The organism is Mycobacterium sp. URHD0025 (genome assembly GCF_000426065.1).
GTDB lineage: Bacteria > Actinomycetota > Actinomycetes > Mycobacteriales > Mycobacteriaceae > Mycobacterium.
In genome coordinates, this window is record NZ_KE384491.1 from 470,848 (window position 1) to 489,268 (window position 18,421).

At 67.3% G+C, this 18,421-nt stretch carries 19 protein-coding genes; 2 read left to right on the forward strand and 17 right to left on the reverse strand.

What is annotated here, in order from left to right; genetic code table 11:
* Nucleotides 1–7: 7 nt before the first annotated feature.
* From H977_RS0130695 to H977_RS35720, 6 genes are all read right to left on the reverse strand, one after another.
* Nucleotides 8–964, reverse strand: a complete 957-nt coding sequence (locus H977_RS0130695) for a class I SAM-dependent methyltransferase (protein WP_155946913.1) — start codon at nucleotides 962–964, stop codon at nucleotides 8–10.
* Between the two features lie 91 nt (nucleotides 965–1,055).
* Nucleotides 1,056–1,727: an enoyl-CoA hydratase gene (locus H977_RS0130700; RefSeq protein WP_029111450.1), complete on the reverse strand. Its 672-nt coding sequence runs from the start codon at nucleotides 1,725–1,727 to the stop codon at nucleotides 1,056–1,058.
* Nucleotides 1,724–2,602, reverse strand: coding sequence for an NUDIX hydrolase (locus H977_RS0130705; RefSeq protein WP_036477767.1), 879 nt, complete (start codon nucleotides 2,600–2,602; stop codon nucleotides 1,724–1,726). Before H977_RS0130705 ends, H977_RS0130700 begins: the two co-directional genes overlap by 4 nt.
* A complete protein-coding gene (locus H977_RS0130710) occupies nucleotides 2,599–3,468 on the reverse strand; it encodes an ABC transporter ATP-binding protein (RefSeq protein ID WP_036477769.1) in 870 nt (289 codons plus the stop codon). The genes H977_RS0130705 and H977_RS0130710 overlap by 4 nt, the downstream gene beginning before the upstream one ends.
* Nucleotides 3,399–4,145, reverse strand: a complete 747-nt coding sequence (gene yczE / locus H977_RS0130715; RefSeq protein WP_051289243.1) for a membrane protein YczE — start codon at nucleotides 4,143–4,145, stop codon at nucleotides 3,399–3,401. Before yczE ends, H977_RS0130710 begins: the two co-directional genes overlap by 70 nt.
* Nucleotides 4,142–4,288, reverse strand: a complete 147-nt coding sequence (locus H977_RS35720; protein ID WP_196808355.1) for a hypothetical protein — start codon at nucleotides 4,286–4,288, stop codon at nucleotides 4,142–4,144. The genes yczE and H977_RS35720 overlap by 4 nt, the downstream gene beginning before the upstream one ends.
* Nucleotides 4,289–4,352: 64 nt before the next feature.
* Here H977_RS35720 and yczR point away from each other — a divergent pair, with 64 nt between their 5' ends.
* Nucleotides 4,353–5,792, forward strand: coding sequence for a MocR-like transcription factor YczR (gene yczR / locus H977_RS0130725; protein WP_029111454.1), 1,440 nt, complete (start codon nucleotides 4,353–4,355; stop codon nucleotides 5,790–5,792).
* A 9-nt stretch (nucleotides 5,793–5,801) separates the two neighbouring features.
* Here the strand turns inward: yczR and H977_RS0130730 are convergent, their stop codons facing one another.
* The 3 genes from H977_RS0130730 to ctaD are packed head-to-tail and all read right to left on the reverse strand — an operon-like array spanning nucleotide 5,802 to nucleotide 9,160.
* Nucleotides 5,802–6,107 carry a hypothetical protein gene (locus H977_RS0130730; protein ID WP_029111455.1) on the reverse strand — a complete coding sequence of 102 codons (306 nt, stop codon included), beginning with the start codon at nucleotides 6,105–6,107 and terminating at the stop codon, nucleotides 5,802–5,804.
* A gap of 38 nt (nucleotides 6,108–6,145) precedes the next feature.
* A complete protein-coding gene (serB, locus tag H977_RS0130735) occupies nucleotides 6,146–7,390 on the reverse strand; it encodes a phosphoserine phosphatase SerB (RefSeq protein WP_029111456.1) in 1,245 nt (414 codons plus the stop codon).
* A gap of 42 nt (nucleotides 7,391–7,432) precedes the next feature.
* Nucleotides 7,433–9,160 carry an aa3-type cytochrome oxidase subunit I gene (gene ctaD / locus H977_RS0130740; RefSeq protein WP_029111457.1) on the reverse strand — a complete coding sequence of 576 codons (1,728 nt, stop codon included), beginning with the start codon at nucleotides 9,158–9,160 and terminating at the stop codon, nucleotides 7,433–7,435.
* 176 nt (nucleotides 9,161–9,336) lie between these two features.
* Here ctaD and H977_RS0130745 point away from each other — a divergent pair, with 176 nt between their 5' ends.
* Entirely contained in the window at nucleotides 9,337–10,410 is a 1,074-nt protein-coding gene (locus H977_RS0130745) for an iron-siderophore ABC transporter substrate-binding protein (protein WP_029111458.1), read from the forward strand.
* On the opposite strand, the gene H977_RS0130750 is transcribed toward H977_RS0130745, so the two are convergent.
* Genes H977_RS0130750 through H977_RS0130785 form a run of 8 tightly spaced genes read right to left on the reverse strand, consistent with a single transcriptional unit; the run spans nucleotide 10,403 to nucleotide 18,404 of the window.
* Nucleotides 10,403–11,464 carry an isopenicillin N synthase family dioxygenase gene (locus H977_RS0130750; protein ID WP_029111459.1) on the reverse strand — a complete coding sequence of 354 codons (1,062 nt, stop codon included), beginning with the start codon at nucleotides 11,462–11,464 and terminating at the stop codon, nucleotides 10,403–10,405. The two genes, H977_RS0130745 and H977_RS0130750, sit on opposite strands and share 8 nt — an antisense overlap.
* The gene (locus H977_RS0130755; RefSeq protein ID WP_231396099.1) at nucleotides 11,461–11,994 is read right to left on the reverse strand and encodes a hypothetical protein; all 534 of its coding nucleotides are present in this window, start codon (nucleotides 11,992–11,994) and stop codon (nucleotides 11,461–11,463) included. Before H977_RS0130755 ends, H977_RS0130750 begins: the two co-directional genes overlap by 4 nt.
* Nucleotides 11,991–13,016, reverse strand: a complete 1,026-nt coding sequence (gene alc / locus H977_RS0130760) for an allantoicase (protein WP_029111461.1) — start codon at nucleotides 13,014–13,016, stop codon at nucleotides 11,991–11,993. Before alc ends, H977_RS0130755 begins: the two co-directional genes overlap by 4 nt.
* 25 nt (nucleotides 13,017–13,041) lie before the next feature.
* Nucleotides 13,042–14,343: an allantoinase AllB gene (allB, locus tag H977_RS0130765; protein WP_029111462.1), complete on the reverse strand. Its 1,302-nt coding sequence runs from the start codon at nucleotides 14,341–14,343 to the stop codon at nucleotides 13,042–13,044.
* The gene (locus H977_RS0130770; RefSeq protein ID WP_029111463.1) at nucleotides 14,336–15,187 is read right to left on the reverse strand and encodes an N-acyl homoserine lactonase family protein; all 852 of its coding nucleotides are present in this window, start codon (nucleotides 15,185–15,187) and stop codon (nucleotides 14,336–14,338) included. Before H977_RS0130770 ends, allB begins: the two co-directional genes overlap by 8 nt.
* Nucleotides 15,187–16,767: an ABC transporter substrate-binding protein gene (locus H977_RS0130775; protein ID WP_029111464.1), complete on the reverse strand. Its 1,581-nt coding sequence runs from the start codon at nucleotides 16,765–16,767 to the stop codon at nucleotides 15,187–15,189. The genes H977_RS0130770 and H977_RS0130775 overlap by 1 nt, the downstream gene beginning before the upstream one ends.
* Nucleotides 16,764–17,399 (reverse strand): cysteine hydrolase family protein, encoded by a 636-nt coding sequence (locus H977_RS0130780; protein WP_029111465.1) that lies wholly within the window; start codon nucleotides 17,397–17,399, stop codon nucleotides 16,764–16,766. The genes H977_RS0130775 and H977_RS0130780 overlap by 4 nt, the downstream gene beginning before the upstream one ends.
* Nucleotides 17,400–18,404 (reverse strand): ABC transporter permease, encoded by a 1,005-nt coding sequence (locus H977_RS0130785; RefSeq protein ID WP_029111466.1) that lies wholly within the window; start codon nucleotides 18,402–18,404, stop codon nucleotides 17,400–17,402.
* Between the last annotated feature and the right edge of the window lie 17 nt (nucleotides 18,405–18,421).

Here is an 18,421-nt window from a genome sequence, read left to right on the forward strand (position 1 = left end):
CCACCCCTCAGGAAGGCTTAACTCCCGTGACCATCACGTTGTAGAACCAGCCCTTGGGCACCATGCGGCGCCACACGTTGGCGTCGACCCAGCTCAGCGTCGTCCAGCTCCCGAATGCGAACTTGGCCCAACCCCAGCCCAGGCGCCCGGGCGGCACCGCGGCCTCGAAGGTACGCACCGGCCAGCCCAGCATCGCCGCGGTGAATTCCTCGCTGGCGGTGCGTACTTCGACCGCACCGGCATTGACGGCCATCCGCTCCAGATCCGCGGGGTCGAAGGTGTGGAGGTCGACGACGGCTTCCAGCGCCGCGGCGCGGGAGGATTCGTCGAGTTCGGCCTGGGGCCGGCGCCAGCCGCTGAGCCACGGCAGCTTGGTCAGGCTGGTGGTGGCGTGCCAGGTGAGCGTCGAGAGTTCGCGGGCGTATTTGTTGCCGACCGTGGTGGGCTCACCGGCGAACACGAAACGGCCGCCGGGCTTGAGCACCCGGACCACCTCGCGCAACGACAGTTCGACGTCCGGGATGTGGTGCAGCACGGCGTGCCCGACTACCAGGTCGAAGGTGTTGTCCTCGTACGGGATGCCCTCGGCGTCGGCGACCCGCCCGTCGATGTCCAGGCCCAGCGACTGACCGTTGCGGGTCGCGACCTTGACCATGCCCGGGGACAGGTCGGTCACCGACCCGCGCCGTGCGACACCGGACTGGACCAGGTTGAGCAGGAAGAACCCGGTGCCGCAGCCCAGCTCCAAGGCCCGGTCGTAGGGCAGCTCGCGCTGCTCGGATTCGGGGACGATGGCGTCGAACCGGCCGCGGGCGTAATCGATGCACCGCTGGTCGTAGGAGATCGACCACTTGTCGTCGTAGGTCTCGGCCTCCCAGTCGTGGTACAGCACCTGTGCCAGCTTGCTGTCGTGCATCGCCGCCTCGACCTGTTCGGCTGTGGCGTGCGGGTTAGGAGTCGGCATGCCAGCTACATCGACCGCCGCGTCAACGTCGGCGCCGGAGTCCTTGATGTCAGTCATGCAGGGCAGCCTAACGGCCCGGGCGGGGTGGGCGTCAGGGCCGGTCCACCAGTCCGTCGACGGCGGCCTTCGCCGCGGCCAGCACCTCCACCGGGTGGTCGAGGAATCGCCGGGCCCAGGCCAGCGCCTCGTCGTAGACGTGGTCGGGCGCCACCATCTGATCGATGAGGCCGAGTTCCAGTGCCTCCTCGGCGCCGACGAACCGGCCGCTGTACACCAGTTCCTTGGCCTTGCTGCCCCCGATGACCTGGGCCAGCCGCGCACCGCCCCCGGCCCGGGGCGCGAGCCCGGCCAGGATCTCGGTGGCCCCGAATTTGACGTTGTCGCCGCTGACCCGCCAATCGGCGGCCATCGCCAGGCCCAGTCCGCTGCCCAGCGCGTAACCGGTGATGGCGGCCACCGTGGGTTTGGGGATCGCGGCCACCGCTTCGATGCACTGGCGAAGCGCCGCGTCAGCGGCGGCGGCCTCGCCGGTGTTCAGTGTGCGCAGCTCGGGAACGTCGTCTCCGGCGCAGAAGATCTCGTGCCCGCCGAACAGGATGACCGCCGAGATGTCGGTGCGCTCGCCGAGCTCGTGGGCCGCCGCGATGATCTCGCGGTACATCTGCCGGGTCAGCGCGTTGGTGGGAGGTCGCGACAGCATCAGGGTGCCGACGCGGTCCTGCTCCGGCGTCACCCCGGTGATCGCCCGGACGAACTCGTTCACTGGCTCGATTCCCCGGTCGCCGCACCCCTGCCCAGCGGCGCCCGATGGTTCCTGGCGGCGTTGTAGCGGCCGCTGTCGAAGAACTCGATCTGCCAACTCCCTTCGCCGAGGGAGAGGTTCGGTTCGGTGGCGACGATCTTGCGTTCGGTGGCCAGGACGTCGGCGACGGAACGCCCGCTGAGTGAATTGAGCTGGGTCCAGGTGGGTGGCAGCAGGAACGAATTGCCCTGCTCGAAGTCGTCGAGTCCGGCCTGCGGAGTGCTCCAGAAGGCGCGGTCGGTTTCGGTGTTCTCGCCGTCGGCCCGCTGTCCCTCGGGCAGTGCGCCGACGAAGAAGAAGGTGTCGTAGCGCCGAGTGCGCTCCTCTTTGGGCGTGATCCAGTTGTCCCACGGCCGCAGCAGGTCGGCGCGCAGCACGAGTTTCTCGTCGCGCAGGAAGTCGGCGAACGACAGCGAGTGGTTGGCCAGCGCGGCACGCGCTTCGCCGTAGACGGAGGCATCGGACACGATGCCCGGGTCTCCCGTTCCGCTGGCGGGCCCGGCGAACAGGACCCCGGACTCCTCGAAGGTCTCCCGGGCCGCGGCGCACACCAGCGCCTCGGCCAGCCCGGTGTCCACGCCGAGACGCTGCGCCCACCAGTCCGGTCCGGGACCGAACCAGGCGATGTCGGCATTGCGGTCGCGGTCGTCGACTCCCCCGCCCGGGAACACCATCACCCCGGCGACGAACTCCATCGCCGCGTGCCTGCGCATCATGAACACTTCGACCGAATCGGCGGCGTCGCGGATCAGCATCACCGTCGCGGCCGGCCGGGGCACCAGTGGATCGTCGGTGCTAGTCGGCTCCTCGCGCGAGCGCTCGTCACTCTTGCTCATTCACGCCTCCTGTGCGCCGCACGGCTCCTGGTCCGCCGGGCGAAGTAGCGCCCGTCGATGACATCCAGTGCGATCGACTGACCGAACGCCTTGGACAGGTTCTCAGCAGTCAACACCTCGGTCAGTAGACCGGAGGCAACCGCCTTGCCCTCCGACAGGATCAGCGCATGGCTGAATCCGACCGGAATCTCCTCGACATGATGGGTGACCAGCACCATCGCCGGCGCATCGGGGTCGGCGGCCAGGTCGGTCAGCCGCGCCACCAGGTCTTCGCGGCCGCCGAGATCGAGGCCGGCTGCCGGTTCGTCGAGCAGCAGTAGTTCGGGGTCGGTCATCAGCGACCTGGCGATCAGGACGCGTTTGCGTTCGCCTTCTGACAGCGTTCCGTAGGTCCGCTCGGCGAGGTGTTCGGCGCCGACGCTTTCCAGCATGTCCACGGCCTGGGCATAGTCGACATCCTCGTAGTCCTCACGCCACCGGCCCAGCACGGCGTAGCCGGCCGACACCACGAGGTCGCGCACCACCTCGCTGTCGGGGATCCGCTGTGACAGCGCCGAACTGCTGAGGCCGACCCGGGCCCGCAACTCGGCCATGTCGGTGCGGCCCAGCCGTTCACCGAGCACGTAGGCCGTGCCCGACGAGGGATGTTCGGTGGCGGCGGCGATCCGCAGCAGTGAGGTCTTACCGGCTCCGTTGGGGCCGATCACCACCCAGCGTTCGTCGAGTTCGACGGTCCAGGTGATGGGCCCGACGAGCGTGCTGCCGCCTCGTCGCAGGGTCACCCTGGCGAAGTCGATCAACAGGTCTGGGTCGGTTCCGTCTCCGTCATCGCTGATTGTCGAGTCGGTGCGTTCCCCTGAGGCCACTCGCTCATCGTAGTGACCGGGTCGCGGTCCGCTCGGGCACGCCTGCCGCTGAAATCATGGAACAACAGCGACCGCGGGGTGAGCCGCAGGAACAGCTGCACGAGCGGCCCGATCCCGAACGCGTAGACCAGCGTGCCGATCCCGACCGTGCCACCCATCAGCCAGCCCACCGCCAGCACGGTCGCCTCGATTCCGGTGCGCACGAGCCGCACCGACAACCCCGTGCGGGCGACGAGTCCGGTCATCAGTCCGTCCCGGGGTCCGGGACCCAGGCCGGCACCGATGTAGAGCACGGTGCTGATGGCGTTGAGCACGACGGCGCCGATCATCATCGCGATGCGTACCGGCAGCGCCGCCGGTGCCGGAAGTACCGCGAGCGCGGCGTCGACGGTGACGGCGATGACGATCACGTTGGCGACGGTCCCGATACCGGGCCGGTTCCGCAGCGGGATCCAGGCCAGTAGCACGACGACGCCGACGACGGCCGAGGCCATCCCGAGGGACAGGGGCGTGTGCCGGGTCAGGCCCTGATGGAAGACATCCCACGGGTCGAGTCCCAGCCCGGCGCGCACCATCATCGCCATCGATACGCCGTAGCCGCACAGGCCGATCAGCAGCAGGCAGGCGCGTTTCAGCGCGTGTCCGGTCGGCTCCTCGCGCGAGCGCTTGTCGGTCATGAGTGGTGCTGGAATCGCAGCCGGATCAGCTCCAGCTCACGCCGGACCCGTTCCTCGTCGCGATCCAGGTGTCCGTCCGGTCCCTGCCAGCTGAACGCCCGGGCCAGTGAATCAGCCAATCGAGATAGCCACTTCGGTTGCATGACGTCATTTTCACGGCGATCTGGCTTGCCTTTCAATATCCAGTCAGCCCATACTGGCCTTATTATGTCAGCAGATATGGCGGCCAGAGCCCTCGATGTGGACCTGCTGGCTCGCGAACTGGGCAACTGGCGTACTTCCAGCCAAAGTGGCCCTGCCTACTTGGGCCTGGCCGACGCCATCCGGCTGCTGATCGTGGACGGCCGGGTTCCTGTCGGGTCACGCATTCCCAGCGAACGCGCGCTGGCCGAGGCACTGCGGGTCTCGCGCACCACAGTCACCGCGGCCTTCGCGCAGCTGCGCGACGACGGTTACCTTCACGCCCGCCGGGGAGCCCGCAGCATCACCGCCCTGCCGGACGCCGGCCACATCCAGCTCGACGCGACCACCCCGACGGTCAGCCTGGCCGCCGCTGCGCTGTCCGCACCCGGCACCGCTGTGCTGGAGGCGTTCGCCGAGGCCGCCCGTGACATTGCCCCGTATCTCCGCGAGCCGGGCCACGAACTGATGGGCGTCGGCCCGCTGCGAGCGGCGATAGCCGAAAGGTATTGCACCAGAGGGCTTCCCACTGACCCGAGCCAGATCATGGTGACCAGCGGGGCCCAGCATGCGATCGGTCTGATCCTGGCCAGCCACACCCAGCCCGGTGACCGGGTACTTGTCGAGCAACCGACCTATCACGGCGCGCTGTCGGCGATCTCGACCGCGGGTGCGCGGGCGGTGCCGGTCGCGCTCGCCGATGACGGCTGGGAGCTCGACGCGGTTCAGGCCGCCTTGCGGCAACTCGCCCCGAGCCTGGCCTACCTGGTTCCCGACAGCCACAACCCGACCGGGTTCACGTTGCCTGTCGCGGAACGAAAACGGTTGGGGCAGATCATTTCCGACACTCGCACCCGTACCATAGTCGACGAGTCGATCGTCGACATGTGGATCGATGCGGAGCCGCCCGAACCGCTGGCGGCCTCGGTATCGCGCAACGATCTGGTGCTGACCATCGGTTCGATGTCGAAATCGTTCTGGGGTGGTCTGCGGGTCGGCTGGATTCGCGCCGAACGCGCCACGCTGGCCACCATTGCCGCGATCCGCCCTTCGGTGGATCTCGGGACCCCGATCCTCGAACAACTCGCCGCGGCAAAGCTGCTCGCGATGCACGACGAGGTGCTACCGGAGCGGCGCGAGACGCTGCTGGCCCGTCGCGAGTTCCTGGTGGCGCTGCTGGCCCGTGAACTGCCGGACTGGCAGCCCGGGCGCGGGCGGGGCGGAATGTCGCTGTGGGTGAAGCTGCCTGCGCCGATGAGTACCGCGCTGTCGGCTGCCGCGATGCGGCTCGGTCTGGATGTGCCCGCGGGCCCGCGGTTCGGGGTGGACGGCACGCTGGAGCGGTTCATCCGGCTGCCCTACGCGCTGCCGGAACCCGAACTCGAAGAGGCGGTGCAACTTTTGGCGCGAGCCTGGCACAGCATCACCGGCACTCTCAGCGCACAGCCCCGGACTTTGGTGGTCTAGCCGCGGGCCTTACGGCTGCTGCGTCATCGCGTAGCAGGTGCTGTAATGCTCGATGGTGCAGGGAATTCCGTTCACCGTCGGCAACTGGCCGGGCTGGCTCTGGATGTTGGCTCCCCCGGTGCTGGGCGCCATCACCGGCGGGGCCACCGCGCCCATCCCGCCGGACGAGCCGGCCACGCACACGCCGTCGAACTTGGTCGCCTTGGTGCCCGACGGGCAACGCTTGGCCTCGGCAGGCGCCGCGACCGCCAACTGTCCCAGGACTGCGGCAACGGCGAACACGCCAACCACGACCGTGTGCTTCAGGTTCGCCATGCCCACACCCTACTTGAGACCGGGTTCGCCAGCGTTGTCTAGTCGTCGGGAATCTCGACGCGACGCAGCACCCCGTCCAGGGCGTCGGCGGCCTCGATCTCCCCGCGGGTGACGCCGAGGATGAACAGCACGGTGTCCAGGTAGGGATGACTCAGCGATGCGTCCGCCACCTCGCGCAGCGCGGGTTTGGCGTTGAACGCGACGCCCAGGCCGGCTGCGGCCAGCATGTCGATGTCGTTGGCGCCGTCGCCGACGGCCACCGTCTGTTCCATGGGCACGCCGACCTGCTGGGCGAAATCGCGCAGCGCCTTGGCTTTACCGGGCCGGTCGATCACCGGGCCGATGACCCGCCCGGTCAGCTTGCCGTCGACGACCTCCAGTTCGTTGGCGGCCACGTAGTCCAGCATGAGTTCGTGCGCCAGCGGCTCGATGACCTGGCGGAAGCCGCCCGATACCACGCCGCAGTGAAAGCCGAGCCGGCGCAGCGTCCGGATCGTGGTCCGCGCGCCGGGCGTCAGCTCGACCTGTTCGGCGACATCGTCGAGCACCGAGGCGGGCAGGCCCGCCAGGGTCGCGACCCGGCGGTGCAGTGATTCGGCGAAGTCCAGTTCGCCGCGCATCGCGGCTTCGGTGACAGCGGCCACCTGTGCTTCCATGCCGGCCCGTGCGGCCAGCATCTCGATGACCTCGCCCTGGATCAGGGTGGAGTCGACGTCGAAGACGATGAGCCGCTTGGCGCGCCGGGCCAGGCTGTAGTCCTCGAGCGCGATGTCGACGCCTTCGTCGACCGCCACCTGGGCCAGCGCCGACTGCAGTTGGCTGTACGCAGCGCCCGCAGGCACCGATACGCGCAGTTCCAGGCCGGTCACCGGATAGTCGGACACCCCGCGGATGGTGTCGATGTTGACGCCGAGCCCCGCGACCGCGCGGGCCACCACGCTGAACGCCTCGGCGGTGATCGGACGGCCCAGCACCACGATCGTGTGGGTGGACGGCTCGCGCATGACGGGCATGTCGTCGCTGCGCTCGATCGTCACGTCCAGGCCGAGCCGGTGGATCGCCGTCTCGACGTCACTACGCAACGCATCGCCGTCGACCGAATCGGGCGGTGCCGCGACCAGCACACCCAGGGTGAGCCGGCCGCGGACGACGACCTGTTCGACGTTGCGCAGCTCCACCTGATGGCGCGAGAGCACCTCGAACAGCGCCGATGTGACACCGGGCTGGTCGACACCGGTGACGGTGATCAGCACCGACGAGCGCGGTCGCGGAGCACCGGTCATCGAAACATCCTCGACGTGCTCACCCCCGGATGCTGCCACCCGTCAGCTGGAGCGGTCCGCAGACTCGAGCTCCGGGTGATGCGCGCGGCCCACGTGGGCCTCGGCGCGCATCCGCTCGACCATGTGCGGGTAGTGCAGCTCGAACGCCGGGCGCTCCGAACGGATCCGGGGCAGCTCGGTGAAGTTGTGCCGCGGCGGCGGGCAGGAGGTCGCCCACTCCAGCGAGTTGCCGTAACCCCACGGGTCGTCGACCATCACCGGCTCGCCGTAACGCCAGCTCTTGAACACGTTCCACACGAACGGCAGCGTCGAGATGCCCAGGATGAAGGCGCCGATGGTGGAGACGACGTTCAGGGTGGTGAAGCCGTCGCTGGGCAGGTAGTCGGCGTAACGACGCGGCATGCCCTCGTCACCGACCCAGTGCTGCACCAGGAAGGTGGTGTGGAAGCCGATGAACGTGAGCCAGAAGTGCAGCTTGCCCAGGCGCTCGTCGAGCAGACGTCCGGTCATCTTCGGGAACCAGAAGTAGATGCCCGCGTAGGTGGCGAACACGATGGTGCCGAAGAGCACGTAGTGGAAGTGCGCGATGACGAAGTAGCTGTCGGTGACGTGGAAGTCGATCGGCGGGCTGGCCAGCAGCACGCCGGACAGGCCACCGAGCAGGAAGGTGATCAGGAAGCCGACCGAGAACAGCATCGGCGTCTCGAACGTCAGCTGGCCCTTCCACATCGTTCCGATCCAGTTGAAGAACTTGATGCCGGTCGGGACCGCGATCAGGAACGTCATGAAGGAGAAGAACGGCAGCAGGACGGCACCGGTGGCGTACATGTGGTGCGCCCAGACCGCGACCGACAGGGCCGCGATGCTGATGGTGGCGTAGATCAGCGTCGTGTAACCGAAGATCGGCTTGCGGCTGAACACCGGGAAGATCTCACTCACGATGCCGAAGAACGGCAGGGCGATGATGTACACCTCGGGGTGGCCGAAGAACCAGAACAGGTGCTGCCACAACAGCACGCCGCCGTTGGACGGGTCGTAGATGTGTGCGCCCAGGTGGCGGTCGGCGGCCAGGCCGAACAGCGCGGCGGTCAGGATCGGGAAGGCGATCAGCACCAGGATCGAGGTCACCAGGATGTTCCAGGTGAAGATCGGCATGCGGAACATCGTCATGCCCGGTGCACGCATGCACACGATGGTGGTGACCATGTTGACGCCACCGAGGATGGTGCCGAGACCACCGACTGCCAGACCCAGGATCCACAGGTCACCGCCGGCGCCCGGCGAGTGGATGGCGTCGGTCAGCGGCGAGTAGGCCGTCCAGCCGAAGTCCGCGGCACCGCCCGGCGTGATGAAGCCGGCCAGGGCGATCAGCGCGCCGAACAGGAACAGCCAGAACGAGAGGGCGTTGAGCCGCGGGAACGCCACGTCGGGCGCACCGATCTGCAGCGGGAGCACCAGGTTGGCGAACCCGAACACGATCGGGGTGGCGTAGAACAGCAGCATCACCGTGCCGTGCATGGTGAACAGCTGGTTGAACTGCTCATTGCTCAGGAACTGCAACCCGGGCATCGCCAATTCGGTACGCATGAACAGTGCCATCAGCCCGCCGATGAAGAAGAAGGCGAAGCAGGCGACGCAGTACATGATGCCGATCAACTTGTGATCGGTCGTGGTGATGAGCTTGTAGATCAGGTTGCCCTTGGGGCCCATCCGTTCCGGAAAAGGACGACGTGCCTCGAGTTCTCCGATTGGGGGCGCTTCGGCTACCAAGAGATCCTCCAAAGATTCGTCGGGAAATCCCGCTTATCGCCCTGAATCCTAACGCTCCCGGCGGCCTCTGCGTCCGTGGGTCCTACAAACTGTCGTACTGCGTGCCGGCCCGGCGTCGGTTCTTTTCGCCGCGAGGTTCTGACCAGCTGTTAAGCGGTGAATGTTACGGTCGCCCGGTGCTGACCAACCGACCTCGCGCCGCAGTCGCGGTGATCGCCGCGGCCGCGACCCTCGCCGGTGGTTGCGGCTCCGCCGAGCAGACGCAACAGGCGCAGACGTCGATGACCACCAGTGTCACCAAGATCGCCGGCGCCGGCGTGCTGGGCAATGAGCGCCGCCCCGACGAATCGTGCGCGGCCGAACCGGCCGCAGCCGATCAGTCGGCGCGGGAGGTCCGCAACGCGCGCGTCGACGGCGCCGACATTCCGGAGTCCACCGAGGTGCGCGGCGACCCGCAGCGCATCGTCGCCCTGTCCGGGGACCAACTGGATGCGCTGTGCGCGCTGGGCCTGCAGTCCCGCATCGTCGCGGCCGCGCTGCCGGACGGTTCGTCCGAGCAGCCCTCCTATCTGGGTGCCGTCGTGCACGGGGCCGCCCCCGCCGGTTCGCGGACGGCGCCCGACCTCGACGCTGTCAAAGCCGCCAACCCGGAGCTGATCCTGGGTTCGGCATCGACCACGCCGTCCTCTTTCGGGGCGTTGTCGGCCATCGCCCCGACAGTGTTCACCGGGGCACCGGGCGCCGCCTGGCGTGACACGCTGCGTGCGGTGGGTGCGGCGACGGGTCGCGCGGACGCCGCGGACGACCTGATCGCGAAATTCGACGACGCTGCTCGCGATACCGGCGCGCAGAACGACGCCCCGCACTTCCAGGCCTCGGTGGTGCAGCTGACCGAGAACACCGTCCGGGTGTACGGTGCCAATACGTTCTCCGGCAGCGTGCTGGCCGCAGTCGGACTGGATCGCCCTGCCGCACAACGCTTTACCGACAAGCCATACCAAGAGCTCGGCACCACCGACGCCGACTACCGGATTGCCGACGCGGACCTCGTCTACGTCTCGTTCGCGTCCCCGGCAGCCAAGGACAACGCACCGAAGATCCTCGAGAGCCCGGCTTGGCGGGCTCTGTCGGCAACGAAGGACAACCGGGTGTTCGTGGTGAACAACGAGGTGTGGCAGACCGGGCAGAACATCGTGGCGGCCCGCGGCATCCTCGATGACCTGCGCTGGGTGAACGCCCCGATCAACTGATCCGTCCGTCGACCCCGTGCACGGCCTGCTGGCCGAATTGACCGGTTGCGAGCGCCCCGTCGGGTAGCACGAGTTCCCCGGCCTGCATGCGGCGACGCAGATACGTGAAGGTCTGCGCGGTCTGGGCGAACAGATGCTCACCCGCTCGCAGCGCCGGGCGCTGCGCCCCACCGCCGACGAATCGCGGCAGCGGTTTCACCTCCGTGTGGTAGTCGACATTGAAGAACAGCGGGAATGAGTAGCGCTCCTGGGCCACGCGGCGCACCCGGTGGCTGGTGGCCACGAACGTCCCGTTGGTCCACAGTTCGAGCAGATCCCCGATGTTGACGACGAATGTGCCGTCGACCGGCGGCACGTCGATCCACTCGCCGGCGCCGTTGAGCACCTCCAAGCCTGGCGCCGTGGGCTTGAGCAAGGTGAAGCACTCGTAGTCGGTGTGCGCGCCGATGCCCTGCCCGTCCTGCGCGTCCGCGTTGTACGGGTAGTGCATCAGCCGCAGCTGGCTGGGCGTTTTGGTGGCGTGACGGGAGAACACCTCGGGGTCCTCCCCCAGCGCCACGGCGAACGCCCACAGCAATTGGCGGCCCACGTCGATCACGGCCTGGTAGTACGACGTCACCGCCTCGGCGAATCCGGCGAGGTCGGGCCACGTGTTGGGTCCCAGCATCGGGTTGCCGGCCAGATGGTCCGGGTCGTCGGCCGGCAGATCCAGCGCGGTGTCGAAGGCTTCCTTCAGATCGGGCGGGCTGTCGGATTCGAGGCCTTCCTCCCCCACTGGGACGTAACCGCGGTGACACCGTGAGTATCCGATGTAGCTGCGCATCTTCTCCTCGTGCGGCAGCGCGAAGAATTCCTTTGTGGCGGTGAGCATCCGCTCGAACACCGCCTCGTCGATCCCGGAGCCGCTGATGTAGAAGAAGCCGACCTCGCGCGCCGCGGTGCCGATCTCGGCCGCCACTCGCTCCCGCTCGTCCCGGCGGTCCGACCGCAGCCCACTGATGTCGATGACCGGCACGGCGCTGAAGGCCGCCAACGATGATGCATTGCCACTCACAGTCCCACTGTCCCTTCGGTTCGTTCCACGACCCAGCGCACGCCGTTGGCCTGAATCTCCTTGCCTTCCAGATCGATTGCCAGCGCAGCCCACTGTGGGCCGCCCACCGAGTCGATCACCACATCGTCACCGCCCAGCCAGCCGAAGGCCGGCCCGACGCGCACCAGAACGGCCCGGCTGTCGTCAGGCGCCCGCAGGAACAGCCCACCCTGCGGTGCCGTCGGCCCGAGATCGCGTACCCAGTGCTCGACGTAGTCCTCGTGCACCCCGGTCTCGACCAGGGTGTCTCCCTCCCAACGCATCTCACCCTCGTCCGGGAACGGGCCCGAAGGTTGGAGTTCGACGTCGCGCCGCCAGACGAAGGTGGTGCCGCGCTGGATCAGCTCACCAGCGAAGCCACGGGAGTCGACGTAGGCACTGCCGGCCTGTAGCCACGTGATGCCGGTATTCGTGTCGCGTGACCCGTCGGCCTCGATCAGCAAGGTGCGCCGCCACAGTCCGGCACATTCCGAGGCCATGACCTGATTCACGAACATTCCTCCCACAGATCCCGAAGCTGCTGCAGCCCTTCATCGGTCGGCGTGCCAAGGGCCCGCACCCTGGCGATGCCGCCGTCCGGATAGGCGTTCACGCGTATCGCGGTGACAGCCCGGGCGTCGACGACGAACACCTGCCGGGCGTCGGCGGCCAGGTGCCTGCGCCCCAGCACCGGGGTGTCGAATGGTACTGCCGGCCAGCCCTGTTCGACGGACGGACGGACGTGCGCGCCCAGTACCGCTACCTCTTGGGAGGCATTGAACACGAAGTAGGACGTGTCGATCTCGATTCGCTTCACATCGGTCGGTACCGCGAACGAGATGATCACCGCGTCATGGGTGTCCGGACCGATATCGCGGCGTCTTCGTGTTTCCCAGCCATCGCCCATGTGGCGTGGCCGGTCGGGTGCGACGAGCGCCCGGGCGTCGGAATAGAAGGCATCGCTGCACCATTCGACACATCCCCCCTGCTCCAATCCGGACACCTCGACGGTGACGCCGGACCACAGCGCCGGATCGGGGATCACGTCGCCGTACGCCCGCAACCGGGCCACGCCGCCGTCGGTCGTCAGCGACAGCCGCACATGCGTCCAGCGACGGCTATCGGTGACCGTCATCAGGTTGTTCGAATCCGGCTTCAACACAGTGGTTTGCACGACGGTGGTCCATTTCACGGACGGATCTGTCGCATCCGCTCCGGGATCGAGCACGGCCGCGTCCACCCGGCAGGCCTGAGGATGGTTGCCCGAGAACGACCGGGTATCGACGTCGACCGTCCGCAGGCGTCCGGGTGCACCCAGCCTCACGATGGCCCAGTCGCCGCCGGTCCCCGCGTGCCGGCGGGTCTCCCAGCCGTCCACCACCTCACCTCGCAGGTCGTAGGTACCCGGCACGAACGCCGGCTCGGCCGGAACGACCAGCCGCTCCTTGAAGCCGAACGATTCATCGCTGGCGGCCACCACACTGCCTCCGACGACTCGAGAGGCAAGGTCCACTCCGGGTATCGGTGGGGTCATCCGGCCGCCCCAGCGCGTGCGATCCTCATGCCGGTTGCCGCACCTTCTCCGATACCGCAACGCCGGACACCCAGGTGTGCACCGCCGCACCGCGGATCGTCACCCCGGCGTATGGGCTCACCCGGTGGCGGTGGTGCAGATCCTCGGTGTGCACGCATGTTTCGACGTCGGGGTCGAAGGCACACAGGTCGGCCCTCAGCCCCGTCGCGATGCGTCCCCGGTCGGTGAGGCCGGCCAGCGCCGCAGGCTGCTGCGCCATCCACCGGCTCAGCTCGGGCAGCCCGAATCCGCGCTGCGCGGCATGGGTCCACACCGCGGCCGGACCGACCTGCAGTGAGCTGACACCGCCGAAGGCGCTCCCGAAATCCCCGTCCGCCTTGAGCTTCGGAGCGCACGGCGAGTGGTCGGACACCACCATGTCGAGAGTCCCGTCCAGCAGGCCCTCCCACAGTCGGTCACGGTTGCCTGCGTCTCGGACCGGCGGGCATGCGGCGAACTCCGTGCCGCCGTCGGGGATCGTCTCCGCGGCGAACGTCAGGTAGTGCGGACACGTCTCGGCTGTCACCGGAACACCCGACCGTCTGGCATCGGCCAGCATCGGAAGCACGTTCGCGCTGGATACGTGCACGATGTGGGCGTGTGCGTCACTCGCGGCCGCCGTGTCGATCACGAGCCGCACCGCATCCTCTTCGGCGGCGTCGGGGCGGGACCGCAGGAACGACCCGTAGCGTCGTCCTCGTGGCGGTGAACTGCCGGCGATCACGTGGTGACTCTCGGCATGCACCAACAGCACCGAGTCGAGTTCGGCGATGCGGCTCATGGCGGTACGGAACTGGGCGGGAGTCAGGTATCCGAAGTCAGGGTTGCCGGAATCGGCGAGAAAGCACTTGAACCCCCGCACGCCCGATGCCGCCAACGCTTCCAGCTCACCGAGATTCTCCGGAACCACCCCCGCCCAGAACGCGACGTCGACACGGCAGTTCCCTTCGGCCGCCGCCTGTTTGGTACACAGGGCCGCGACGCTCGTGGTCACCGGACTGCAATCGAGCGGCATGTCGACGATGGTCGTGATGCCGGCAGCAGCCGCCGCTGCCGTTGCCGTGCCGAAACCCTCCCAGTCGGTGCCGGGGTCGTTGACGTGCACGTGGGTGTCGACGAAACCGGGCAACAGCACGGCATGCGACGGGATCTTCACGTGGTCGACTGCCGGCACGTGAGCGTCGACCGCACCGATACCGGTGATGATGCCACCGTCGATCACCAGCGACGCCGGCCGTAGCTGACCGTCGAGAAGCACCCGGTCGGCTCGGATCACCAGATCAGCCATGGTGTGTTCCCGAGGTGACCGGCCCGAAGCGCTCGTGAAAGTGATCGGTGAGTCCGGGCCACACCTCCGGGTCGTGGCCGGGTATCAACTGATACCCCTTGTCGCGCGCCAGCTTCTTGAGCTTGCGGATCGGCTCGACCGTTTCCTCCGGCTCCACGTCGATGAACCCGCCGATCGGGAGCTCATGCTCGATGTTCTCCGTCAGGTCCGCTGCGTCGAACGCGAACACGAAGCCGCCACCGCCCACGGACTCGTCGAGCTCCACCGCGAAACTCTGATGTCCGGGAGTGTGTCCGTACGTCGGGATCGCCGTGATTCCGGGCGCGATGGCGGCCTCACCGTCGGCCAGTCGCCAGTCGATGTTCGGATCGTCGAAGTCGACTCGCACGATCGCATTGCGTTCCGGCTCTGGGTGATTCGACAGACCGTAGTCGAGCTCCCGGCGCTGGGCATGAACCGGAACCTTGCCGGCGAACAATTTGAGTCCACCGGCATGGTCGTGGTGCAGGTGGCTCACCGCGACGGTACGGATGTCGTCGAATGCGACTCCGACCTCGGCGAGCCGCTGTTCGATCGGCTCGCCGGGACCGGGCAGCACCGGCCGATACTCCACTGTCGGGAAGAATCGCCGATACAACGCCGGGTCCCGCACCAGCGCGGTGTTGAATCCCGTGTCGAGCAGCACCCACCCCCCGTCGGTCTGAAGCAGCACGCCCGGAACGGGTTCGCGCATCCGCTGCTCGGCCGGCGCCCCGTACACCGACACCGATTTGGGCAGTTCCTCCCAGCCCAGCGTGAGCAGGATGATGTGGCGGACTCCGCTTTTACGGATCAGCGTCGCCATCAGCCCACCGACAGCGCGGCGAGCCGCAGCGAGTTGGGGTTGGTCACCACGTGGGACTGTTCGACGCCCTTGAGCCACGGCTGGGCCACCACGAAGTCGTTGACGTCGGCGATGTTGAGCCAGCAACCGGTCTTGACCGCTTCCAGTCCGGCCCGCGAGAACACGGCGGAATCTCCGGTGGGCAGACCAGTCGCCAGTGCGTCGGTGACCGGCGGCGCCGAGCAGCCCAGGTAGTTCAAGCCACCGTCGGCATCCCAGGAGATGTGGCCCCAGGTGTACGGGGACGGGGCGTCGGGCCAGGCCAGGGCGGTGAAGATTTCCGGAGCGGATTGACCGTCGGTGCCGACCCAGCCGTAGATCTCCGAGGTCGGGTAGGCCTGTACCTTCGCCGTCAAACCCGCTGCGGCAAGCTGGGTTTGAAGCAGATTGCTGACCAGTTGGTTGTCGGGGTTACTCGAGTCGTAGCCGATCGTGATGGCCTTCTGGTCGGCGGGCAGTCCCCCGGCGATGCCGGTGAGCACCGACGGATCGTGAGCCACCGCCTGTTTGGCGAAGTCCGAGGCCATCATGTTGGGCGGATAGATCTGTCCCGCCACATCTCCCCGTCCGAAGTACGTCTGCTTGACGAGCTCGTCGACATTGATCGCCTGGAGGACCGCGGTGCGGTTCCGGGCGTCGGTCATCATGCCCTTGTGCGGGTTCACGTAGAGGTAGTTGGACATCATGGTCGGCAGCGAGTAATTGGCGAATGCCTTGTTGTCCAGATAGGACTGGACCGCCGACGAGGGCAGGTCATGCAGGATGGCGGCGAGCTGCCCGTTGTTGAACTGGAGTTGCTGGGCCGAGACGTCGGTGATCACCGGCATCTCGACCTTCTCGAAGTACGGCTTGGGTCCCCAGTACTCCGGGAATGCCGCCAGCGCATAACGGGATCCCACATCGGCGGCGGTGAGTGTGTACGGACCGGTTCCCAGGTCATGGCTGGTCAGGTAGCTCTGCGCATGATCGGCTCCCGCATTCTGCTGCAGACCCGCAGGGCTGAGCATCCTGGGCCCGTACGCGCACGCGAGATAGTCGAGAAAGGCTGCGTTGGGTGCCTTCAGGGTGATGGTGACATTGTAATCACCATGTGCGGTAACTGATTCCACGTCCTTGACCATGTATGCCGGGCCCTGGTCGACGGCCAGGCGGCGATCGAAGGAGGCCTTGACGGCCTCCGCGGTGAACGGGGTGCCGTCATGGAACTTCACGCCTTGGCGCAGCGTGAAATCGAACACCTTGTTGTCCGGCGACGCTTTCCACTCGGTGGCCAGCAGCGGTTCCAGTTCGGGCTTGTCGGTTCCGGCCTTGTACTGCAACAGCCCCTCGTAGATATTGGTAGTGAGCAGCAGACCTTGGCCGGCGTAATAGATGTCCGGGTCTGGTGGCTGACCGGGATCTTGCAGGAACGACAGGTGCAGCACCTTGTCGGTCGGCGCCGCACTGGGCGTGCCACTTCCCGAATCCGAACCGCCGCAGGCGCTGAGCGTCAGCGCGGCGACCGCACTCACGGCGGCCATGGTCCTCCATCGCTTGATCATCGGGCGACTCCTTCGAGAACGGGCTGGGATGTGGCGAGTTCGCCGAAGGCGGCGAGGATCTCATCGGAGGTCCGGAGCGCGCCGGTCTGCAGGTACTCCATGGCGTCGAGCGCGGCGTCGTGCCGGTACTGCGACGACCCGCCGACGCAGTCGGTGACGACGCGGACATAGAAGTCGCGCTGGTGGGCGTCGGCGAAGGTGTAATGCACACACACGTCGGTGAGTCCGCCGATGAGAATGAGCGTCGACGCCTTGAGACCGGACAGCACGATCTCGAAATCCGTTCCGATGAAACCGGAGTAGCGCCGCTTCACGATGTGGAACTCGTCGGGCAGTGGCCGCAGGGTCGGTTCCAGGTCGGTGCCGGGCTGCCCCTCGACGCAGTGAACACCCTCGGTGCCGTCGAGCTCACGGCCGAAGTCGATTCCGCTGGGCCGGTGGACCTCCTGGAAGAACACCACCGGCACGCCCGCTGCGCGCGCAGCGGCGAGCAGCTTTTCCGCGACAATGACGCGATCGGCATGACCGGACATCACCGGAATCCCGGCATCCTCGGCCGACATTGCCCCGCCTTCCTGTATGTCGACCACGACAAGAACTGGATTCCCCACGATGAGTGGCTGTTTGGGCACCTAACCTCCTATGACTGCGATACGGGGATCTGCTGCCGCCTGGAGTAGGTCCACGGCGGTGTTGATGACTACATAGAGCGCACCCAACATCAGGGTCACGCCCGCGATGGCCGGGAAGTCGGCCACCGGGATGCTCTGGGCGATGTACTGGCCGATACCCGGCCATCCGAACACCTGCTCGACCACCAGCACGCCCGAAAACATCAGGCCCACTTGAAGTCCGGTCATCGACAACGCCGAACCCACGGAGTTTCGCAGAACGTGGCGCGTCATGATCTGTCCCTCCGACAGGCCCTTCGCGCGGGCAGTGCGTGCGTAGTCACTGTCGATGTCGGTCATCAGGCTGCTGCGCAGTACCCGGCCGATCGCCACGGCCGGACCGATGGCGATCACAACAGCCGGCAGCATCAGGTGGTGCACCGCGTCGGCCACCACGTCGAACCGGCCGTGAACGAGTCCGTCGACGGTGAGCAGCCCGGTCGGCCCGCTGGGTGGGTTCGCCACGGCGATCCGGCCGTTGGCCGGAACCCAACCCAGATTCTGGTAGAACACGATCAGCCCGAGGATGCCGAGCAGGAACATCGGCGCCGCGGCACCGGTGAACAGGACTGCCCGGAGAACCTGTGCGCCCGGCCATTTCAATGTCGTGCTGAATGCCAGCAGGGCTGCCAGCGCCAGCGCGATGACGATCCCGAAGATCGCCAGTTCCAATGTGGCAGGCAGGAAACTGCCGAGGTCCGTCAACACCGGGTGGCGGGTGCGGTAGGACGTTCCGAGATCGCCGGTGACGGCGCTGGTCAGGTAGTGCCAGAACTGCACGAGGACCGGCTGGTTCAAGCCGAGTTCCTCGCGCCTGGCGGCGACGGCTTGGGCCGAGGCCTGGGCGCCGAGCTGGGCCTTCACCGGATCCAGCGGCGAGATGTGCTGCAGCACGAACATCACCCCGGTAAGGGCGACCAGGATCGCCACCATCGCGCCCACCCGGGAAGCCACGAAAGTCTTCAACCAAGTACTCCTCTCTT

Coding starts and splice junctions, on each gene's coding strand:
- H977_RS0130695 (WP_155946913.1), bottom strand. CDS start 964: ATGCCGACTCCTAACCCGCACGCCACAGCCGAACAGGTCGAGGCGGCG.
- H977_RS0130705 (WP_036477767.1), bottom strand. CDS start 2,602: ATGAGCAAGAGTGACGAGCGCTCGCGCGAGGAGCCGACTAGCACCGAC.
- yczE (WP_051289243.1), bottom strand. CDS start 4,145: ATGACCGACAAGCGCTCGCGCGAGGAGCCGACCGGACACGCGCTGAAA.
- H977_RS35720 (WP_196808355.1), bottom strand. CDS start 4,288: ATGCAACCGAAGTGGCTATCTCGATTGGCTGATTCACTGGCCCGGGCG.
- yczR (WP_029111454.1), top strand. CDS start 4,353: ATGTCAGCAGATATGGCGGCCAGAGCCCTCGATGTGGACCTGCTGGCT.
- H977_RS0130730 (WP_029111455.1), bottom strand. CDS start 6,107: ATGGCGAACCTGAAGCACACGGTCGTGGTTGGCGTGTTCGCCGTTGCC.
- serB (WP_029111456.1), bottom strand. CDS start 7,390: ATGACCGGTGCTCCGCGACCGCGCTCGTCGGTGCTGATCACCGTCACC.
- alc (WP_029111461.1), bottom strand. CDS start 13,016: ATGACCCCACCGATACCCGGAGTGGACCTTGCCTCTCGAGTCGTCGGA.
- allB (WP_029111462.1), bottom strand. CDS start 14,343: ATGGCTGATCTGGTGATCCGAGCCGACCGGGTGCTTCTCGACGGTCAG.
- H977_RS0130770 (WP_029111463.1), bottom strand. CDS start 15,187: ATGGCGACGCTGATCCGTAAAAGCGGAGTCCGCCACATCATCCTGCTC.
- H977_RS0130775 (WP_029111464.1), bottom strand. CDS start 16,767: ATGATCAAGCGATGGAGGACCATGGCCGCCGTGAGTGCGGTCGCCGCG.